Raw genomic sequence first — 15,093 nt, 5'->3', positions numbered from 1 at the left:
TGAAATAAATTTTGCATAGCCCTCATCGGCCTGCTTTATCTCTTTATAGGATTATTTTGAAAAACAACTGTCATACTATCACTAATTTCCTTTTATCAATTGAATATCAATAAACACAAGCAATGATAGTAGGTATGATAGATGCCTATTCCATCTATCATACTATCACTAACCGCCTGTTTAAGATTCTTCTTCACATGACTTATTTTCAATAACATAATAAGATAAGCCCATTGACACCCGGGTCTCGACATCATTCACACTCGGGTGTCAAGACCGTTCACATCCGGGTGTAAAAAGCCTGTAAACGGGAATCTTCGGCACTTTTTCTGCCTGTTTGAAGCAAAATAAGTCACGTGTTTCAACAAAAAAGACGGCATCTCCTACAGAAAAACATCCTCAATACAACTCTCACAACCAACAAATGCAAAATTTAAACAGGCTCTTAGTATATTAGAATGAGCGCTCGGCATTGTTCGTAAATATTAGACTCTCCGGAAGTTGAGGTTTATCGCATTTTCCTGTTTCCCTCAGTTTGGCTGACAAAACGGGGTCGGTAATCGGATAAGCTACCGGTCTTATTGCTCCTTATCTCAGCGATAATACTAAATAACACTCCGTAAGCGAGTGATAACACAGTTTCTCCTCGGAAGGCTTTTCCTTTGCAGTGTCAATTGAAAAACGAATGAAAATGAAACGAATACTTTATTACTCTCTGGTTTTACTTACTGCCGGTAATGGGATGTTACAAGCGCAGAATTGGATTCATGGAAAAGTGGTCGATAAAGAAGAACGACCGGTAGACGGGGTGGCTGTCGTGTTGCAAACATTGGATTCTACTTATATAGATGCAGTCGTTACGGATAGTCTCGGGGCATTCATGTTGAACAAGGAAGCCGGTCCGAACTATCGTTTGTTGTTCCAGCATCTGCTGTACGAGCCGGTTTGTAAAAAAATCTCGACTGCTGATGCCGGTACGATAAGCCTGACTGAAAAAGATTATGAACTGGAAGGCGTTGTGGTAAAAGCCGAACGTCCGCAGGTCAAAGTGGAAAACGGCGCTTTGAGATACGACGTGCCCCAATTGATGAAAGATAAGGCGGTCAGTAATGCGTTCGAGGTGGTGAAACAGATACCCGGTGTGATCAGTACGGACGATGCTGTCCAACTGTTGGGAGCCGGCAGTCCGAGCATTGTGATCAATGGGCAGTTGACCACGATGTCGGTCGATCAGTTAGTCGGTTTGCTGAAGACAATTCCTGCTTCGCGGGTATGTAACGTAGAGATCATGTATAATGCACCAGCCAAGTATAATATCAAAGGAGCTATGATCAATGTCGTATTAGATAAGGAAACTGTCGAAAAGAATACTTTGCAAGGAGAAACCGGTGTCGATTATTTGCAGCGCCATTATGCGGAGGGGAAAGTCCATGGCAACTTGCTTTACTCCACATCTCGTTTCAATATAGATTTCTTAGCCAATGGGGCTAAGGGACGGAACTATATGGGAGAGGAGATCCAGGCCCTCCATACCCTGAAAGATCAGGTAACGGAGGTCAACCAATCGGGACGTGGCACCCGGAGCGGCATAGATGGAACGATGCGTTTAGGTATGGACTATACTTTCAAAAATGACGACAGGCTCTCTGCCGCCTACTATCTTACGGCCGGCAAATCCGATCTTGAGCGGACGGCCGTTACAACCTTCCAGGCATTGAAATCCGGACAGCCGGTGGAAGAACGCCTGAGCCGTACATACATAGAGGGAAACAGTGCGTTGCACAATGTCCGTATTCAATATGACGGTAACTCCGGACTGATGGCGGGTGCGGATTTTACACGTTATCATTCACCCGGCTTCCAGACATTTGTCGATCAAAGCCATGAAACGACAGTGACGGATATGCAGAATAATTCCAAGCAGGATATTTCACAAGGAGCACTATTTATTAACCATAGCCACACTTTTGAAACCGGGTGGGCACTGAATTACGGTGTCCACGGCGGTTTCACCTCTTCGAAGACTTATATCGATTATCTATATAATAAAGGTAACGGCTATGAATCGGCTCTTGATGAACTTGAAAATAACCGCCAGAAAGAGTATAGTGGAAATGCCTTCTTGGAGGTGTCCAAGGATTTCGGTTCGCATTTCTCTGCAACAGCTTCTCTGAAAGTTGAATACTTTAAATCGGATTATACCTCTAACGGGATGAAATCCACACTTTGGAATGATTGGACCTTATTCCCGAATGCGACACTCAGCTATACGGTCAATCCGATGCACATCATCCAATTGGACATAAGCAGCGACAAAACCTATCCGTCCTATTGGGATGTGACGCCGCAGGAAAGCCCGATCAACTCTTATTCCGTTATCTTGGGCAATCCTTCCCTGAAGCCTTACCGTTCTTATAGCGGGCAGTTGATTTATATCCTGAAGCAGAAATATACGATTCTGGCTTTTTGTGACTATGTGCCCGATTATTTCGCCCAGTTGCCTTATCAGAATACCTCGGAACTGAAAAACGTTTTCCGGTATGAGAACATGGACTACCAGTTGCAATTCGGTGTAGGGGTGATCGTTCCTTTCCGGGTCGGCGAGTTCTGGAACAGCCAAGTGACTTTGTCCGGTCAGCGTATGCAGGAGAAGTTGGACCATTTTCATGATCTGTCTTTCCATAATGAGAAATATACCGGGCAGTTCAAGATGGATAATACGTTTACCCTTTCCAAGTCTCGTCCGAATTTGAAGCTGGATTTGAATGGCTATTTCGTTACCGGAGCCGTGCAGGGAATCTATGATCTCGGTCATCTCTATGATGTGTCTTCTGCATTGAAATGGCAGTTTGCCGACGATCGTGCTACTCTGATTCTGAAATGTAACAACATCTTCCGTAGCAATATGCCTCATACGATGGAAATCAACCAGTCCGGCCAATACAGCCGCCTCTGGAAACTGGACGACCAACGTTGTGTAACGGTTTCTTTTGTCTGGAAGTTCGGCGGTTATAAGAAAAAGCAACATGAAGCGGTGGATGCTTCCCGATTCGGCAAATCGATGTGATCTGTTCTTTTGACATTTAGATAGGGAAAAGAGGGTTGAACATGCTTGTATATTATTGTCGTATTCTAATTTGAGTGTCTCTCAAATAGCCGATGAATCAGGCTATGGTAATGTTCCATACTTTATCAAGCAATTTGAAAGTATAACCCGGCAAACTCCAAAGGAGTATCGTATTTCTCTTTTGCAAGGTTCGGAGAACCGGATAAAAAGTAGTACATTTGATGCCCGATAACAATTAGAACAAATGGCAGAAAGAGGAAAAAATACTGGAGGAAAAGGGAGGCAGAAACAGGTTGTAGTACCCGATATGGGACGTTTGCAACCACAAGCCCGTGAGTTGGAAGAGGCGGTGTTAGGTGCTCTGATGCTTGAAAAGGATGCCTACTCCATCGTTAGTGAAATATTGAAACCGGAGAGTTTCTATGAGAAGGCACATGAGAAAATTTATGCAGCTATCGTAGATCTGGCGATCAGCCAGCGTCCGGTGGATATGCTGACCGTCACTGAGCAACTGAAGAAGCGAGGCGAATTGGAAGAGGTAGGTGGCCCGTTCTATATTTCCCAGCTGACCAGCAAGGTTGCCAGTAGTGCCCATATCGAATATCATGCTCGTATCATCGCCCAAAAATATCTGGCGCGTGAGTTGATCTCCTTCACTGCTATGATACAGGGCAAGGCTTTTGATGAGTCGATCGATGTGGAAGACCTTATGCAGGAAGCGGAAGGAAAGCTCTTTGAGATTTCTCAGCGCAATGTGAAGAAAGATGTTACCCAGATCAATCCTGTCATCAAGGAAGCGATGGTTATGCTTGAGAAGGCTGCCAATCAAAAAGAAGGGTTGAGCGGTCTGCGCACCGGTTTCGAAGGATTGGACAAAATGACGTCCGGATGGCAAAATTCCGATCTTATCATCATTGCCGCCCGTCCTGCGATGGGTAAGACGGCTTTTGTCCTTTCGATGGCTAAGAATATGGCGGTAAACCATAACACGCCGGTGGCTCTGTTCTCTCTTGAAATGAGTAACGTCCAGCTTGTCAACCGTCTGATCGTGAACGTATGTGAGATTCCGGGCGAGAAGATCAAGAGCGGGCGTTTGGAAAACTATGAATGGGAACAGTTGGACTTTAAGATAAAAGAATTGTATGATGCACCGATTTATGTAGACGATACGCCGAGTCTTTCGGTATTCGAACTGCGTACGAAGGCTCGTCGTCTGGTGCGTGAGCATGGTATTAAGATCATCATTATCGACTACCTTCAGTTGATGAATGCAAGCGGTATGAGCTTCGGCAGCCGTGAACAGGAAGTAAGTACTATTTCACGGTCGTTGAAAGGATTGGCGAAGGAACTGAACATTCCGATCATTGCCTTGTCTCAGTTGAACCGTGGTGTCGAGGCACGTCAAGGGGCGGAAGGAAAACGCCCGCAGTTGGCCGACTTGCGTGAGTCCGGTGCTATCGAACAGGATGCGGATATGGTTTGTTTTATCCACCGTCCTGAATATTATAAGATAACGGAAGACGAACGTGGTAATTCCTTGATCGGTCTGGCGGAGATTATTATCGCCAAGCATCGTAACGGTGCGGTCGGAGATGTACGTCTTCGTTTCAAGAGCGAGTTCGCCAAGTTCATGAATGTGGACGAAGATGTTCCGGTCCGCGAGTTCTCCTCTAATATGAATAGTTCAGGCCCGATGGAAACAATGCCGCCCATACCACCGGCCGGTACCGATTTCTTGGCTCCCGGCAATAATGAGGTTCCGTTTTAATAATTCTATCCTCTTTTCAAAACATAGGTGTTTAGTATAAATAATTATTTAGTTTAATGGAGTGATATGGCAATTTGTGTTTTCAGCAATTTAATGCCTTTTTATTCTCTTCGTTAACCGGGTTCTTTCCTTCCGGTGTGTAGAGATGGTCGATGCGAGAGGCATATGCTTTTTCTATTTTCCCGCGGACGATCTTCATCGTGCTGTTGACCATGCCGTTCTGTTCGGTGAATGGCTCCGGCAGGATAGCAAAAGCTGCAGGCAGCCAGCGATCGGGGAAAAGGGCGGACAGGTCGCCTCCCTTGCGGAAACGGTCTATCTGGGATTGGATGATCCGGATTGCCTCTTCGCGTCCTTTATCGGATGAAAGATCAAGATACTGGTGCGTCAGATGCTTCTTCAGCCGGTCTTTGTTAGGGACGACGAGGGCAACGGTATAGGGACTCTGGTTGTTATACAGGATCAGCTGGTCGATGCAGGAAGAATGTTCGACGAGTGCCTCCTCGATCCCTTCCGGACTGTATTTTTCCCCGTCACTACCGATCAGCAGACTTTTGAAACGTCCGAGGACGTAGAGCAGACCGTCATGCCCCATATATCCCATATCCCCAGTGTAGAGCCACCCGTCGCGTACGGTTTCGGCAGTTGATACCGGGTTCTTCCAGTAACCGGCCATCACATTCTCGCCCCGTATGACGATCTCTCCTTTTTCGCCTGCCGGGAGTTCTTTTCCGTCGGCATCGCATATTTTCAGGTCGAGCGGACGGACCAACATACCGCTGCTGCCGAAGGTATGCCGGTGCGGGCCGTTGGTGGAAATTACGGGAGTCGCTTCGCTTAGTCCGTACCCTTGGTACATAGGAAGTCCGATTGCGTAGTAGAACTTTTGCAAGTCTTTATCGAGCAATGCGCCACCGCCGATGAAAAACTTCAATTGTCCGCCGAAGTTTTCACGGACTTTCGTGAAAAGCATGTGGTCGAACAGGCTCACGAGCGGTTTCAGCAGGAATCGGGCACCACGTCCCTTATCTTCTCCGCCGTCTCCGTTATAGATGTAAGCCACTTTGAGGGCAAAGTAGAACAAACGGGTTATATTCTTGCCCTGGGCACGGATGCCTTGTTCGATATTCTTTTTGAAATTTTTGGCCAGTGCCGGGACGCTCAGGATCAAGTAGGGCTTGAACTCTTTGATGTTGACCGGAATGTTCTTTAATGTTTCCAGTCCTGTCCGTCCGACTTGTACTGTTGCTACGGATGCTCCTTTCGACATGAAGATATAGAAACCGACCACATGCGCGAAACAATGGTCGAGTGGGAGGATTATTAATGTGCGCCATGTATCGTCGATATCGACACAAGATAGGGCTTGCTCCACGTTCGCCGTATAGTTACGGTGCGTCAGGATGACACCTTTCGGGTCGGCCGTCGTGCCTGAGGTATAGGTAATCGTCGCATAGTCGTTATTCTGTAAGGATTGTCCGACAGCAAGGAAGTCTTCCAGAGAATGAGATGCCAGATATTCTTTCCCCATCCGGAATACTTCGGACCAGGATATTTCTTTTTCTTTATATTCCGGCAGTTCGTCTATCACAATTATTTTTTCGACTAAAGGCAATTTATCCATGATAGCCCGTATCTTTTTGAGCTGGTTGCCGGAAATCAGGATATATTTCACATCGGCATGCACAAGACGGAACAGCAGGTCGTTCGCTTCTTCGAGCTTGATGGAAAGCGGGACGTTGGTCGCGCCGGCATAGAACATGGCCAGTTCGCCGATGATCCAAGCATTACGGCCTTCCGAAAGGAGCGCCATATTGTCGCCCTTCTTCACTCCGAGAGCTATCAGTCCGGCACCGGCAGCGTAGACTTGTTGCTGAACTTCCTTGTAAGTGGTCGGTTCGAAGGCATCCCTGGTTTTTTCCCACAGGAAAGGATTATCGGGATATTGTTTTACCGAATTTTCGAAAAGGTCTATAATTGTCTTCTTCATATTATTTATTTTTGTATTTGTACTTTCCCGATTTCATCCAGGTAATTACAAGCCACCTCTACCATTGGTACATTCTTGATCACGATACTGCGTTTTCCGTTCTGTTCGCGAAGCGTGCATTCGCGTGGATGCTTTTGGATGAAGCCGAGCAGCTTGTCGAAGGCCTCGCTTTCGTAGTAAGGACTTTCGGGATTAGTGACGAGAAAAATGCTCATCTGTCCTTTTTTCAGAATGACTTTTTCCATACCTAACATCTTTGCCATACGGCGAAGGCGAACGACACGGATCAGTTCTTTCCCTTCTTTCGGCACTTTCCCAAAACGGTCTTTCAGACGTTCGGTAAAAGCAAGTATATCACGCTCTTCCTCCATCTTGTCCAGTTCACGATAGAGGGAGACACGTTCGGAGTCATTCGGGATGTAGGCCGGAGGGAACATCAGTTCCAAATCGCTTTCGATATAGGTTTCACGGACATATTCGCTACCGGTGTCGGGGCGATTTTCGGTAGCGTTGGAATACAAGTCGGCAAATTCTTCCGCTTTCAGTTCGTCAACGGCTTCTTCCAGGATTTTCTGGTACGTTTCGTAGCCCAAGTCGGCGATGAAACCGCTTTGTTCGGCACCTAACATATTACCGGCACCCCGGATGTCAAGGTCCTGCATGGCGATATGGATGCCGCTTCCCAACTCTGAAAAATTCTCGATCGCCTGCAGACGACGGCGTGCTTCCTGCGTAAGACTTGACAAGGGTGGAGAGAGGAGATAACAGAAGGCTTTCCGGTTACTTCGTCCGACACGACCGCGTAGTTGATGCAGATCGGACAATCCGAACTGTTGTGCATTATTGATGATGATCGTATTTGCATTCGGTACGTCGATGCCACTCTCCACAATGCTCGTGGCGATCAGTACATCGTATTCGTAATTGACGAAATCCAGAATGATCTTTTCCAGCTTCTCCGGTTCCATCTGCCCGTGACCGACAGCGATACGGGCATCCGGCACTTCACGTTTGACAAGTGCTTCCATTTCATAAATATTTTGGATGCGATTGTTGATGAAAAAAACCTGTCCGTTACGGCTCATCTCGAAATTGATGGCTTCTCGGATGATGTCCGGGTTAAAACGTTCTACCTCTGTTTGAACCGGATAGCGGTTGGGTGGGGGAGTCGTGATGCTCGACAAGTCACGGGCTCCCATCAACGAGAATTGCAGGGTACGAGGAATCGGAGTGGCGGTCATGGTGAGCGTGTCGACGTTGGCTTTCAGCTGGCGTAGCTTCTCTTTGACGGATACGCCGAATTTCTGTTCCTCGTCGATAATCAGCAGACCGAGATCTTTGAATGTGACATCTTTTCCGACGATTCGATGGGTGCCGATGATAATGTTGATATTTCCTTCTTTCAAGTCTTTCAAAGTTTCCCTTATCTCTTTCGCCGTACGTGCCCGGCTGATATATTCGATTCGGCAGGGAAAATCTTTCAACCGTTCGGAAAATGTTTGATAGTGCTGGAATGCTAATACTGTAGTCGGGACCAGCACGGCAACTTGCTTGTTGTCCGAAACGGCTTTGAAAGCGGCACGAATGGCTACCTCTGTTTTCCCGAAGCCTACATCTCCGCAAATCAGTCGGTCCATCGGACGGTCGTTCTCCATATCGGCTTTGACATCGACTGTTGCTTTCATCTGGTCAGGGGTATCTTCGTAGATAAAGCTGGCTTCCAGTTCGTGCTGCATGAAACTGTCTGGACTGTAAGCGAAACCTTTTTCCTGTTTTCGTTTGGAGTAGAGGAGAATCAAATCGCGGGCGATATCTTTTACTTTTGACTTGGTGCGTTCTTTCATCTTCTCCCAGGCTCCTGTTCCGAGTTTACTCAGCTTGGGCGGTTCCCCACTGTCCTTGCCTTTATACTTGGATAGCTTATGGAGAGAGTGAATGCTGACGAATATAATGTCGTTGTTCTGGTAGATCAGTCTGATGGCTTCCTGCATTTTTCCGTTTACTTCCGTACGGACTAGCCCGCCGAATTGTCCGATACCATGATCGATATGTACGATATAATCGCCGGTCGTGAATTGGTTCAACTCCTTCAACGACAGAGAGAGTTTTCCACTTCTTGCTTTATCGCTTTTCAAGTTGAATTTATGAAAGCGGTCGAACAACTGGTGATCCGTGAAAAGGCAGACACGCAAGGTCTCGTCGGCAAAACCTTCATGGATGGTCTTGTTGACGGAGGTAAAAGGTATGTCGTCTCCCCGATCCTCAAAAATGGCCCTGATACGGGTTGCTTGCTTTTCTACATCGCTCAGTATATATAATGTATAGCCGTCTTCTAAATATTTATGGAAAGACTCGCTTACCAAATCGAAATTTTTATGATAGATCGGTTGTGCTTCCATTGAGAAAGTCAGGGTGGCATCGGCTACTCCTGTAGGCCGCGTACCAAAATGGAGCCGGCAGAAACCAAGTGCCGCATGTAGAAAATCCTCTCCGGTAATTAATTTGGCCCGCAGTTGCTCGATGTTGGCAAACGATTCTTCGTCCCCGGTGATTGGTTCTTCATTCCAGATACTGCCGATACGTTCTTTTACCCATGCCATGTCTTTGCTAGCGAGCAGTGTCTCGGATGGCAATGAATCTAGTAAGGATGAGTTGGTCCGGTTTCCTTTTGTCATTTCGGGCACGATATAGATGCTGTCCAGTTTTTCTTTGGATAGCTGTGTTTCCACATCGAACGAACGGATCGTCTCTACTTCGTTTCCAAAGAAGTCGATACGATAGGGAAATTCATACGAGAACGAGAACACATCTAAGATACTGCCGCGCATCGCATACTGCCCTGGCTCATAAACATAATCTACCTGCTCGAAGCCGTATTCGTCCAGTACGTCAGAAACAAACATATTGTCCAACCTTTCGCTGACACTGATCTTCAGCGTGTTTTCTTTCAAGATCTCCCGTGAAATTACTTTCTCCGCCAATGCTTCCGGATAGGTGACAATGATGAAGGGAGCAGTCGGATCCTGCAGCGTGCTGAGAACTTCTGTCCGCAGGATTTCGTTGGCTGGATCCACATGTCCGTACTTGATAGCACGTCGGTAAGCGGAAGGAAAGAAATAGATTCCGTCACCTCCTGTGAGTTGCACCAGATCGTGATAAAAGTAGCCGGCATCCTCTAGGTCATTCAACACACACACATAACTTCCTCTTCTTTTTGAAAAAAGAGAAGCTATTATCATTGCGGCCCCTGAACCGTTCAGTCCTTTCAGAAATATATTGCGGGACGTTTTGTTTTTTAACAGGGTATTTAATGCCGCCACTTGCGGATGGGCGGCATATTGTTTTAGTAAATCTTGTACCTCCAACGGATGAATTGAAAATTGATAATTATATATGCGCAAAATTACGGAAAATGTTACAATAATCTTCCTAAAACCAATGAAAATATCTACCTTCGCGCTTGGGTTGTCAATTGAAATGAGCAGGATCTTCTCATTTTCAATTCTCAATTCTCATTTTTCAATTAAACAGTGGATTATGTCAGACAGTATTGTTAACTGAAGCATATTCTTTGTAATGCTAATCTCCCATAACTGATTATTAAAAAGGTTATTGTGGCTGTTTGAGATATAATGACTTAGGACTATTTGACCAGTTTTTACCTCCTTACATTGCTGGTTTAACATGGAAGTCTTGCCAGAATAAAAGGCTCCGTTTACAAATAGTTTACAGTGATGGCTTATTTCAAAGTTTGTGTCAGGGGGAAAAGAAAAGATAATACATATCCTATTTATATCAGGGTAACTCACCTTCGTCAAGTAGGATATATCAAGACAAATAAGGTATGCAAAGCTAAGTTTGTTCGGAATGGTGATATAACAGACCCTTATATCATTAAAGATGTGTATGTCCAAATAGAAACTTATTTGGATCGTTTGAATCGTGTCAATACGGAAGGATGGGGTTTGGAGAGGGTTATGAATTTTCTTAAGAATGACCGGGACTCTATTTCGTTTTCTGACTTTGGCCGAGAGTTTATCTTGAAAATGGAGAATGAAGGCCGGGGAAGAAGTGCGAAAAACTATCTGTTAGCTCTTAAGAGCATGGAGAGTTACTTTGGTAACCCAAATATATCTTTTTCCGATATAACGTCCTTTTTTCTGAAGGATTGGATTTCTTCTATGAAAAACAGCAGGCAGAAAAAGAATGCCTATCCGAATTGCGTGAAAACCATGTTTAGGGCCGGATGTGATAAATTTAATGACTACGATACCGGTGAGATGCGCATTAGGCATGATCCGTTTCGTGTGGTAAAGATACCTCCTAAGAATATTGCAGACAAGAAGGCGCTGCCGGTAGATGTTCTCAGGCGTTTTTTTGATGTTGATATTACCTCTTTGAAACCAAGTAAGCGAGGTATGCCACCAAGAGCATATATCGCCAAAGATGTATCATTGTTGGTGTTTTGCCTGGTTGGAATAAATACGGTGGATCTTTACAATTTGGGTAAAGGTTGTTATAAGGATGGAAAACTCTGCTATAATAGAATGAAGACAAAGGGGCGGAGAGCTGATGAGGCCTATATTGAGATAGAGGTTCCGGATTTAGTAAAACCTTTGTTTCTTAAATATCAAGGAAGAGGGGACTGGCTGTTTAATTTCAATGAAATATATGCTTCGGATAAAACTTTTAATGATTGCGTGAATAGAGGAATAAAGGATATTGTGAGATTGGGTGGTTTACCTCCTGTTTCTACATATTCATTCCGGCATTCTTGGGCTACAATAGCTCAGGTTGTTTTTGAAGCAGGGCTAGATGTTGTTGGGTTATGTCTAAATCATGCGTCTCCGCTCCGGGTTACGGCTGGTTATGTAAAAACAGACTTTAGTATCATTGATCGTTTAAATATTAAGATACTGAGGTATGTCTTTGAAGAAAAAATAAAAAAAGGCGGAAATAATTTGTAGATTAAGAAAAAGCCTCTATATTTGCGGTTGAAATAGCGAGTTGGATTTTGAACGAAAGTTTGAGGTCCAACTTTTTGTGTTTATATATATTGTCTTAAACTTTCTTGTAAATATCCGATAAATAACCACTTACCTGGTGCCTTCCATAAAATTAGGCACAATGACAATATCTGTTTCAAAAAATATGTTGCTTGCGAAATTGCAGCAACTTTCTCGAATAATTCCGTCGAAATCTACGACTCCGATAGTATGCAACTACCTGTTCGAAATAAAAGATGGACGGTTGTTTATTACGACTGCCAATGACGAAGGCAGGATTACGGCCAGTTTGGAATGTATGGCAGAGGAAGATCTTTCAATCTGTGTTCCTGCCTCCATTCTTGATGGGCTGAAAACATTGCCGGAGCAGCCTCTTGATATTTATATCAATCCGGACAATAAATCGATTCTTATTAAATATTATGGAGGTAAATTCGAGGTCGTCGGATATGATTCGAAGCCTTTCCCGCAAAAGAAAAAGACAGAGATTCTTGACGAAATCCGGACTACGGCGGAAGAATTCAATAACGGTATCTCCAAAGTGATCAATTTTGCAGCTGCAGACGAACTGCGCCCTATTATGAACTCCGTATCTATTGAAACGGCTCCGGGAGAAATCATCTTTGTTTCTTCTAATGGACATGGGCTTGGTTTGTTTAAGAGAAAAAAACAATGTTGCACAGAGACCTGTTCGGTAATCATCAGCCGACAGATCGCATCTGTTTTGAAAGGGCTGATTCCGTTATCTGAAGAAGAACTAACAATTAAAGTAGGAAGCGATTGGTCGGAAATCTCTTTCGAGGATTACGAAATTTCTTTTCGTAATGTGGAAGGTCGTTATCCCAATTGGCGGGCTGTTGTTCCGAAATCCAACAATCTTGAACTGAAAACGGATACCAAATTACTATTGGGAGCCATAAAGCGCACTTCTGTATTTTCAAGTAAAGTATCATGCCTTATAAAGTTGAGTGCCCGTTATGATAAGCTTGTTGTATCGGCCCAGGACTTGGATTATTCCACTTCTGCGGAAGAAACCATTCCGGTAGAATTTGGAGAAAGGGAGTTTATTATCGGTGTGAAAGCGACTTTGATACAAGATATGATTTCTTGTATTGACGGCGATCGTTCGATACTTTCTTTCGGCACTCCCAGTACCGCTATTCTCATTGCCCCAGAGAAGCAAGCCGAGGGCGAAGAACTTACCTATTTATTAATGCCTATGACAATCCAGTAAGTTATGAAAGAGTTCAAAGATACAATACAGAAATATTTGGAGCAACGAGTTGCAGAAGATCCCTTGTTTGCTCCCAAGTTTGAAAATCCTAAAAAAAATATAGATGAATGCTGTCGTTACATTTTAGGAGAAGCCCGTAAACGGGGAACTTCCGTCGTAATGAGTGATGCAGAAGTCTTTGGGATGGCCGTACATTATTATGACGAAGAGAATATCAAGATAGAAAAAGTTTCTGCCGGTTGCTCTATTTCTTCTAATCAAAAGGTAGAGTTGACGGAGGAGGATAAGAATGCGGCCCGTGAAGCGGCTATCAAACGGTTGGCCGAAGAGCAATACCGATTGCTCAAAAAGAAGCCTGCAAAGAAAAAAGCAGATGCAAATGTCCAACAAATGAGTCTGTTTTAATATGAAGCCGAGAACGAAATTGGAAAAACGGGTGACGGAGTTAAGTGGAAAGCTGCCTGCCATCACGAAGGAACAGAAAGACTGGGCCAAAAAGCATCTGTTTGACCATTTTGCCTACAAATGTAAGGATGAGCTATGGTGTTCCGAATGTGGTAAGATGTGGGTCAATACGAGTAAAGATAAATTGGGTGACAAAATCGAATGCCCTTATTGCCACCATCAATTGGACGTAAAGGTTAGCCGAAAGCAGAAGAATCATGAAGAAACATATATGTCTGTCTTGCAAGTGAAAGGAGGTTTTCAGGTGATCCGGCATATACTATGTTGGAAAAATGCCAGGAAGGCAACTTCTCTGATTGGACAGCCGGACTGTCATCCTGTGAATTATAATTTCATCGAAATGGCGCAGGAGTGGATCTGTGAGGACGGTAAACGTACGATCATGGCCCGACCGATGAACACGGGATGTAACGGATGGATATATGGTAAACCTCTCAGTATTAAAAGCGAATATGGTAGTAGCTATTGGAATTATCGTGGTGATATATATGCGATATGGGGAGGACTATGTCCAAAGAAAGAGCTGTTACCTGAATTGAAGAAACGGGGACTGAATAGACGGTTCCCGGATGTCAATCCTTCGAAGCTAATACGTGATCTCTTGAAAGGCGGAAACGATGTGGAACTATGTCTCAAGACCGGGCAAATATCCATGTTGAAACACATGTATAAAACTGGCTTCTCCCAACTTCGCTATAAACCGTCGTTCAACATCTGCAACCGCAACCATTACATCATTAAGGACGCTTCTATGTGGGAAGATTATATGTCTTTGCTGTCTTACTTTGGTAAAGATATGCGTAACGCCCACTATGTCTGCCCTAAGAACCTGAAGACTGTACATGATAAACTACTAAAGATAAAACAGGAACGTGAAGCCAAGTTGAGACAGGAAAGGAATCGAGCACAAGCTATCAGTAAGCGCGAAAAGTTAATGAAGGATATAGCCGGCTTCTACGAGCGGATGGAAAAGTTCTTCGGATTGAGAATCGAAGAAGAGGATATAATCATCCGCCCTTTGGAAAGTGTCACCCAGTTTTATCAGGAAGGTAAGGTCATGCACCATTGCGTATATCAGAGCGGATACTACAGACGGCCGGAATGCCTGATATTGTCGGCAAAGGACACGGCTGGAAAGCGATTGGAGACGATAGAGGTAAACTTGAAGACACTGGATATCGTCCAGTCCCGCTCCTTCTGTAACGGCGTAAGCGAGTATCACGACCAGATAGTAAAGCTGGTGAAGAAGAATATGAACCTGATTCGTCAGAAATTGATAGCATAAAAGATTTAGTTGAATGGAATATATAGAATTTCTAAGAAATAAGATGGCTATCAGCCATCAAACAGGATTTGAAATTAATTCGGAAGAAATTACCCCGACATTATATCCTCATGTAAAAGATACCGTTCGTTGGGCGGTTGCCGGTGGATGCCGTGCTATATTCTCCAGCTTCGGTATGCAAAAGACAGTCACCCAGCTGGAAATACTTCGGGTAATCTTGAACCATAAAGGAGGCAAGGGATTGATCGTTTGCCCTAAGCGTGTGGTAGTCGAGTTCC

The 15,093-nt window shown here is 44.6% G+C and carries 8 protein-coding genes and 2 pseudogenes; 8 read left to right on the top strand and 2 right to left on the bottom strand.

From position 1 onward, the window contains the following. Positions 1 to 691 precede the first annotated feature (691 nt). The 3 genes and pseudogenes from KTG12_RS08650 to dnaB all read left to right on the top strand — a co-directional run bounded on the left by KTG12_RS08650 (position 692) and on the right by dnaB (position 4,835). Positions 692 to 3,067, top strand: coding sequence for an outer membrane beta-barrel protein (locus KTG12_RS08650; RefSeq protein ID WP_119216058.1), 2,376 nt, complete (start codon positions 692 to 694; stop codon positions 3,065 to 3,067). A 34-nt stretch (positions 3,068 to 3,101) separates the two neighbouring features. Next, positions 3,102 to 3,299: pseudogene (locus KTG12_RS08645) on the top strand (helix-turn-helix domain-containing protein); the annotation flags it as partial. Positions 3,300 to 3,311: 12 nt separating this feature from the next. Beyond that, a complete protein-coding gene (gene dnaB, locus KTG12_RS08640; RefSeq protein ID WP_005638069.1) occupies positions 3,312 to 4,835 on the top strand; it encodes a replicative DNA helicase in 1,524 nt (507 codons plus the stop codon). Between the two features lie 82 nt (positions 4,836 to 4,917). Here the strand turns inward: dnaB and KTG12_RS08635 are convergent, their stop codons facing one another. Continuing rightward, entirely contained in the window at positions 4,918 to 6,825 is a 1,908-nt protein-coding gene (locus KTG12_RS08635) for a long-chain fatty acid--CoA ligase (RefSeq protein ID WP_155144427.1), read from the bottom strand. Between the two features lie 5 nt (positions 6,826 to 6,830). Then, positions 6,831 to 10,190, bottom strand: coding sequence for a transcription-repair coupling factor (gene mfd, locus KTG12_RS08630; protein WP_155144429.1), 3,360 nt, complete (start codon positions 10,188 to 10,190; stop codon positions 6,831 to 6,833). 369 nt (positions 10,191 to 10,559) lie between these two features. Here mfd and KTG12_RS08625 point away from each other — a divergent pair, with 369 nt between their 5' ends. The 5 genes and pseudogenes from KTG12_RS08625 to KTG12_RS08605 form a co-directional block, all read left to right on the top strand. Beyond that, positions 10,560 to 11,792, top strand: a complete 1,233-nt coding sequence (locus KTG12_RS08625; RefSeq protein WP_129943913.1) for a phage integrase SAM-like domain-containing protein — start codon at positions 10,560 to 10,562, stop codon at positions 11,790 to 11,792. A 160-nt stretch (positions 11,793 to 11,952) separates the two neighbouring features. Further along, complete coding sequence (gene dnaN, locus KTG12_RS08620; protein ID WP_036657379.1) at positions 11,953 to 13,065, top strand: DNA polymerase III subunit beta; 1,113 nt, start codon at positions 11,953 to 11,955, stop codon at positions 13,063 to 13,065. A 3-nt stretch (positions 13,066 to 13,068) separates the two neighbouring features. Continuing rightward, positions 13,069 to 13,470 (top strand): PcfK-like family protein, encoded by a 402-nt coding sequence (locus KTG12_RS08615; RefSeq protein WP_155144431.1) that lies wholly within the window; start codon positions 13,069 to 13,071, stop codon positions 13,468 to 13,470. A 1-nt stretch (position 13,471) separates the two neighbouring features. Continuing rightward, the gene (locus KTG12_RS08610) at positions 13,472 to 14,815 is read left to right on the top strand and encodes a PcfJ domain-containing protein (RefSeq protein ID WP_155144433.1); all 1,344 of its coding nucleotides are present in this window, start codon (positions 13,472 to 13,474) and stop codon (positions 14,813 to 14,815) included. A gap of 13 nt (positions 14,816 to 14,828) precedes the next feature. Next, positions 14,829 to 15,093, top strand: a pseudogene (locus KTG12_RS08605) (DNA methylase N-4); the annotation flags it as partial.

Source organism: Parabacteroides sp. MSK.9.14 (assembly GCF_019041495.1).
GTDB classification, from domain to species: Bacteria; Bacteroidota; Bacteroidia; order Bacteroidales; family Tannerellaceae; genus Parabacteroides; species Parabacteroides merdae.
This window is presented reverse-complemented; position numbering and strand designations above follow the sequence as displayed.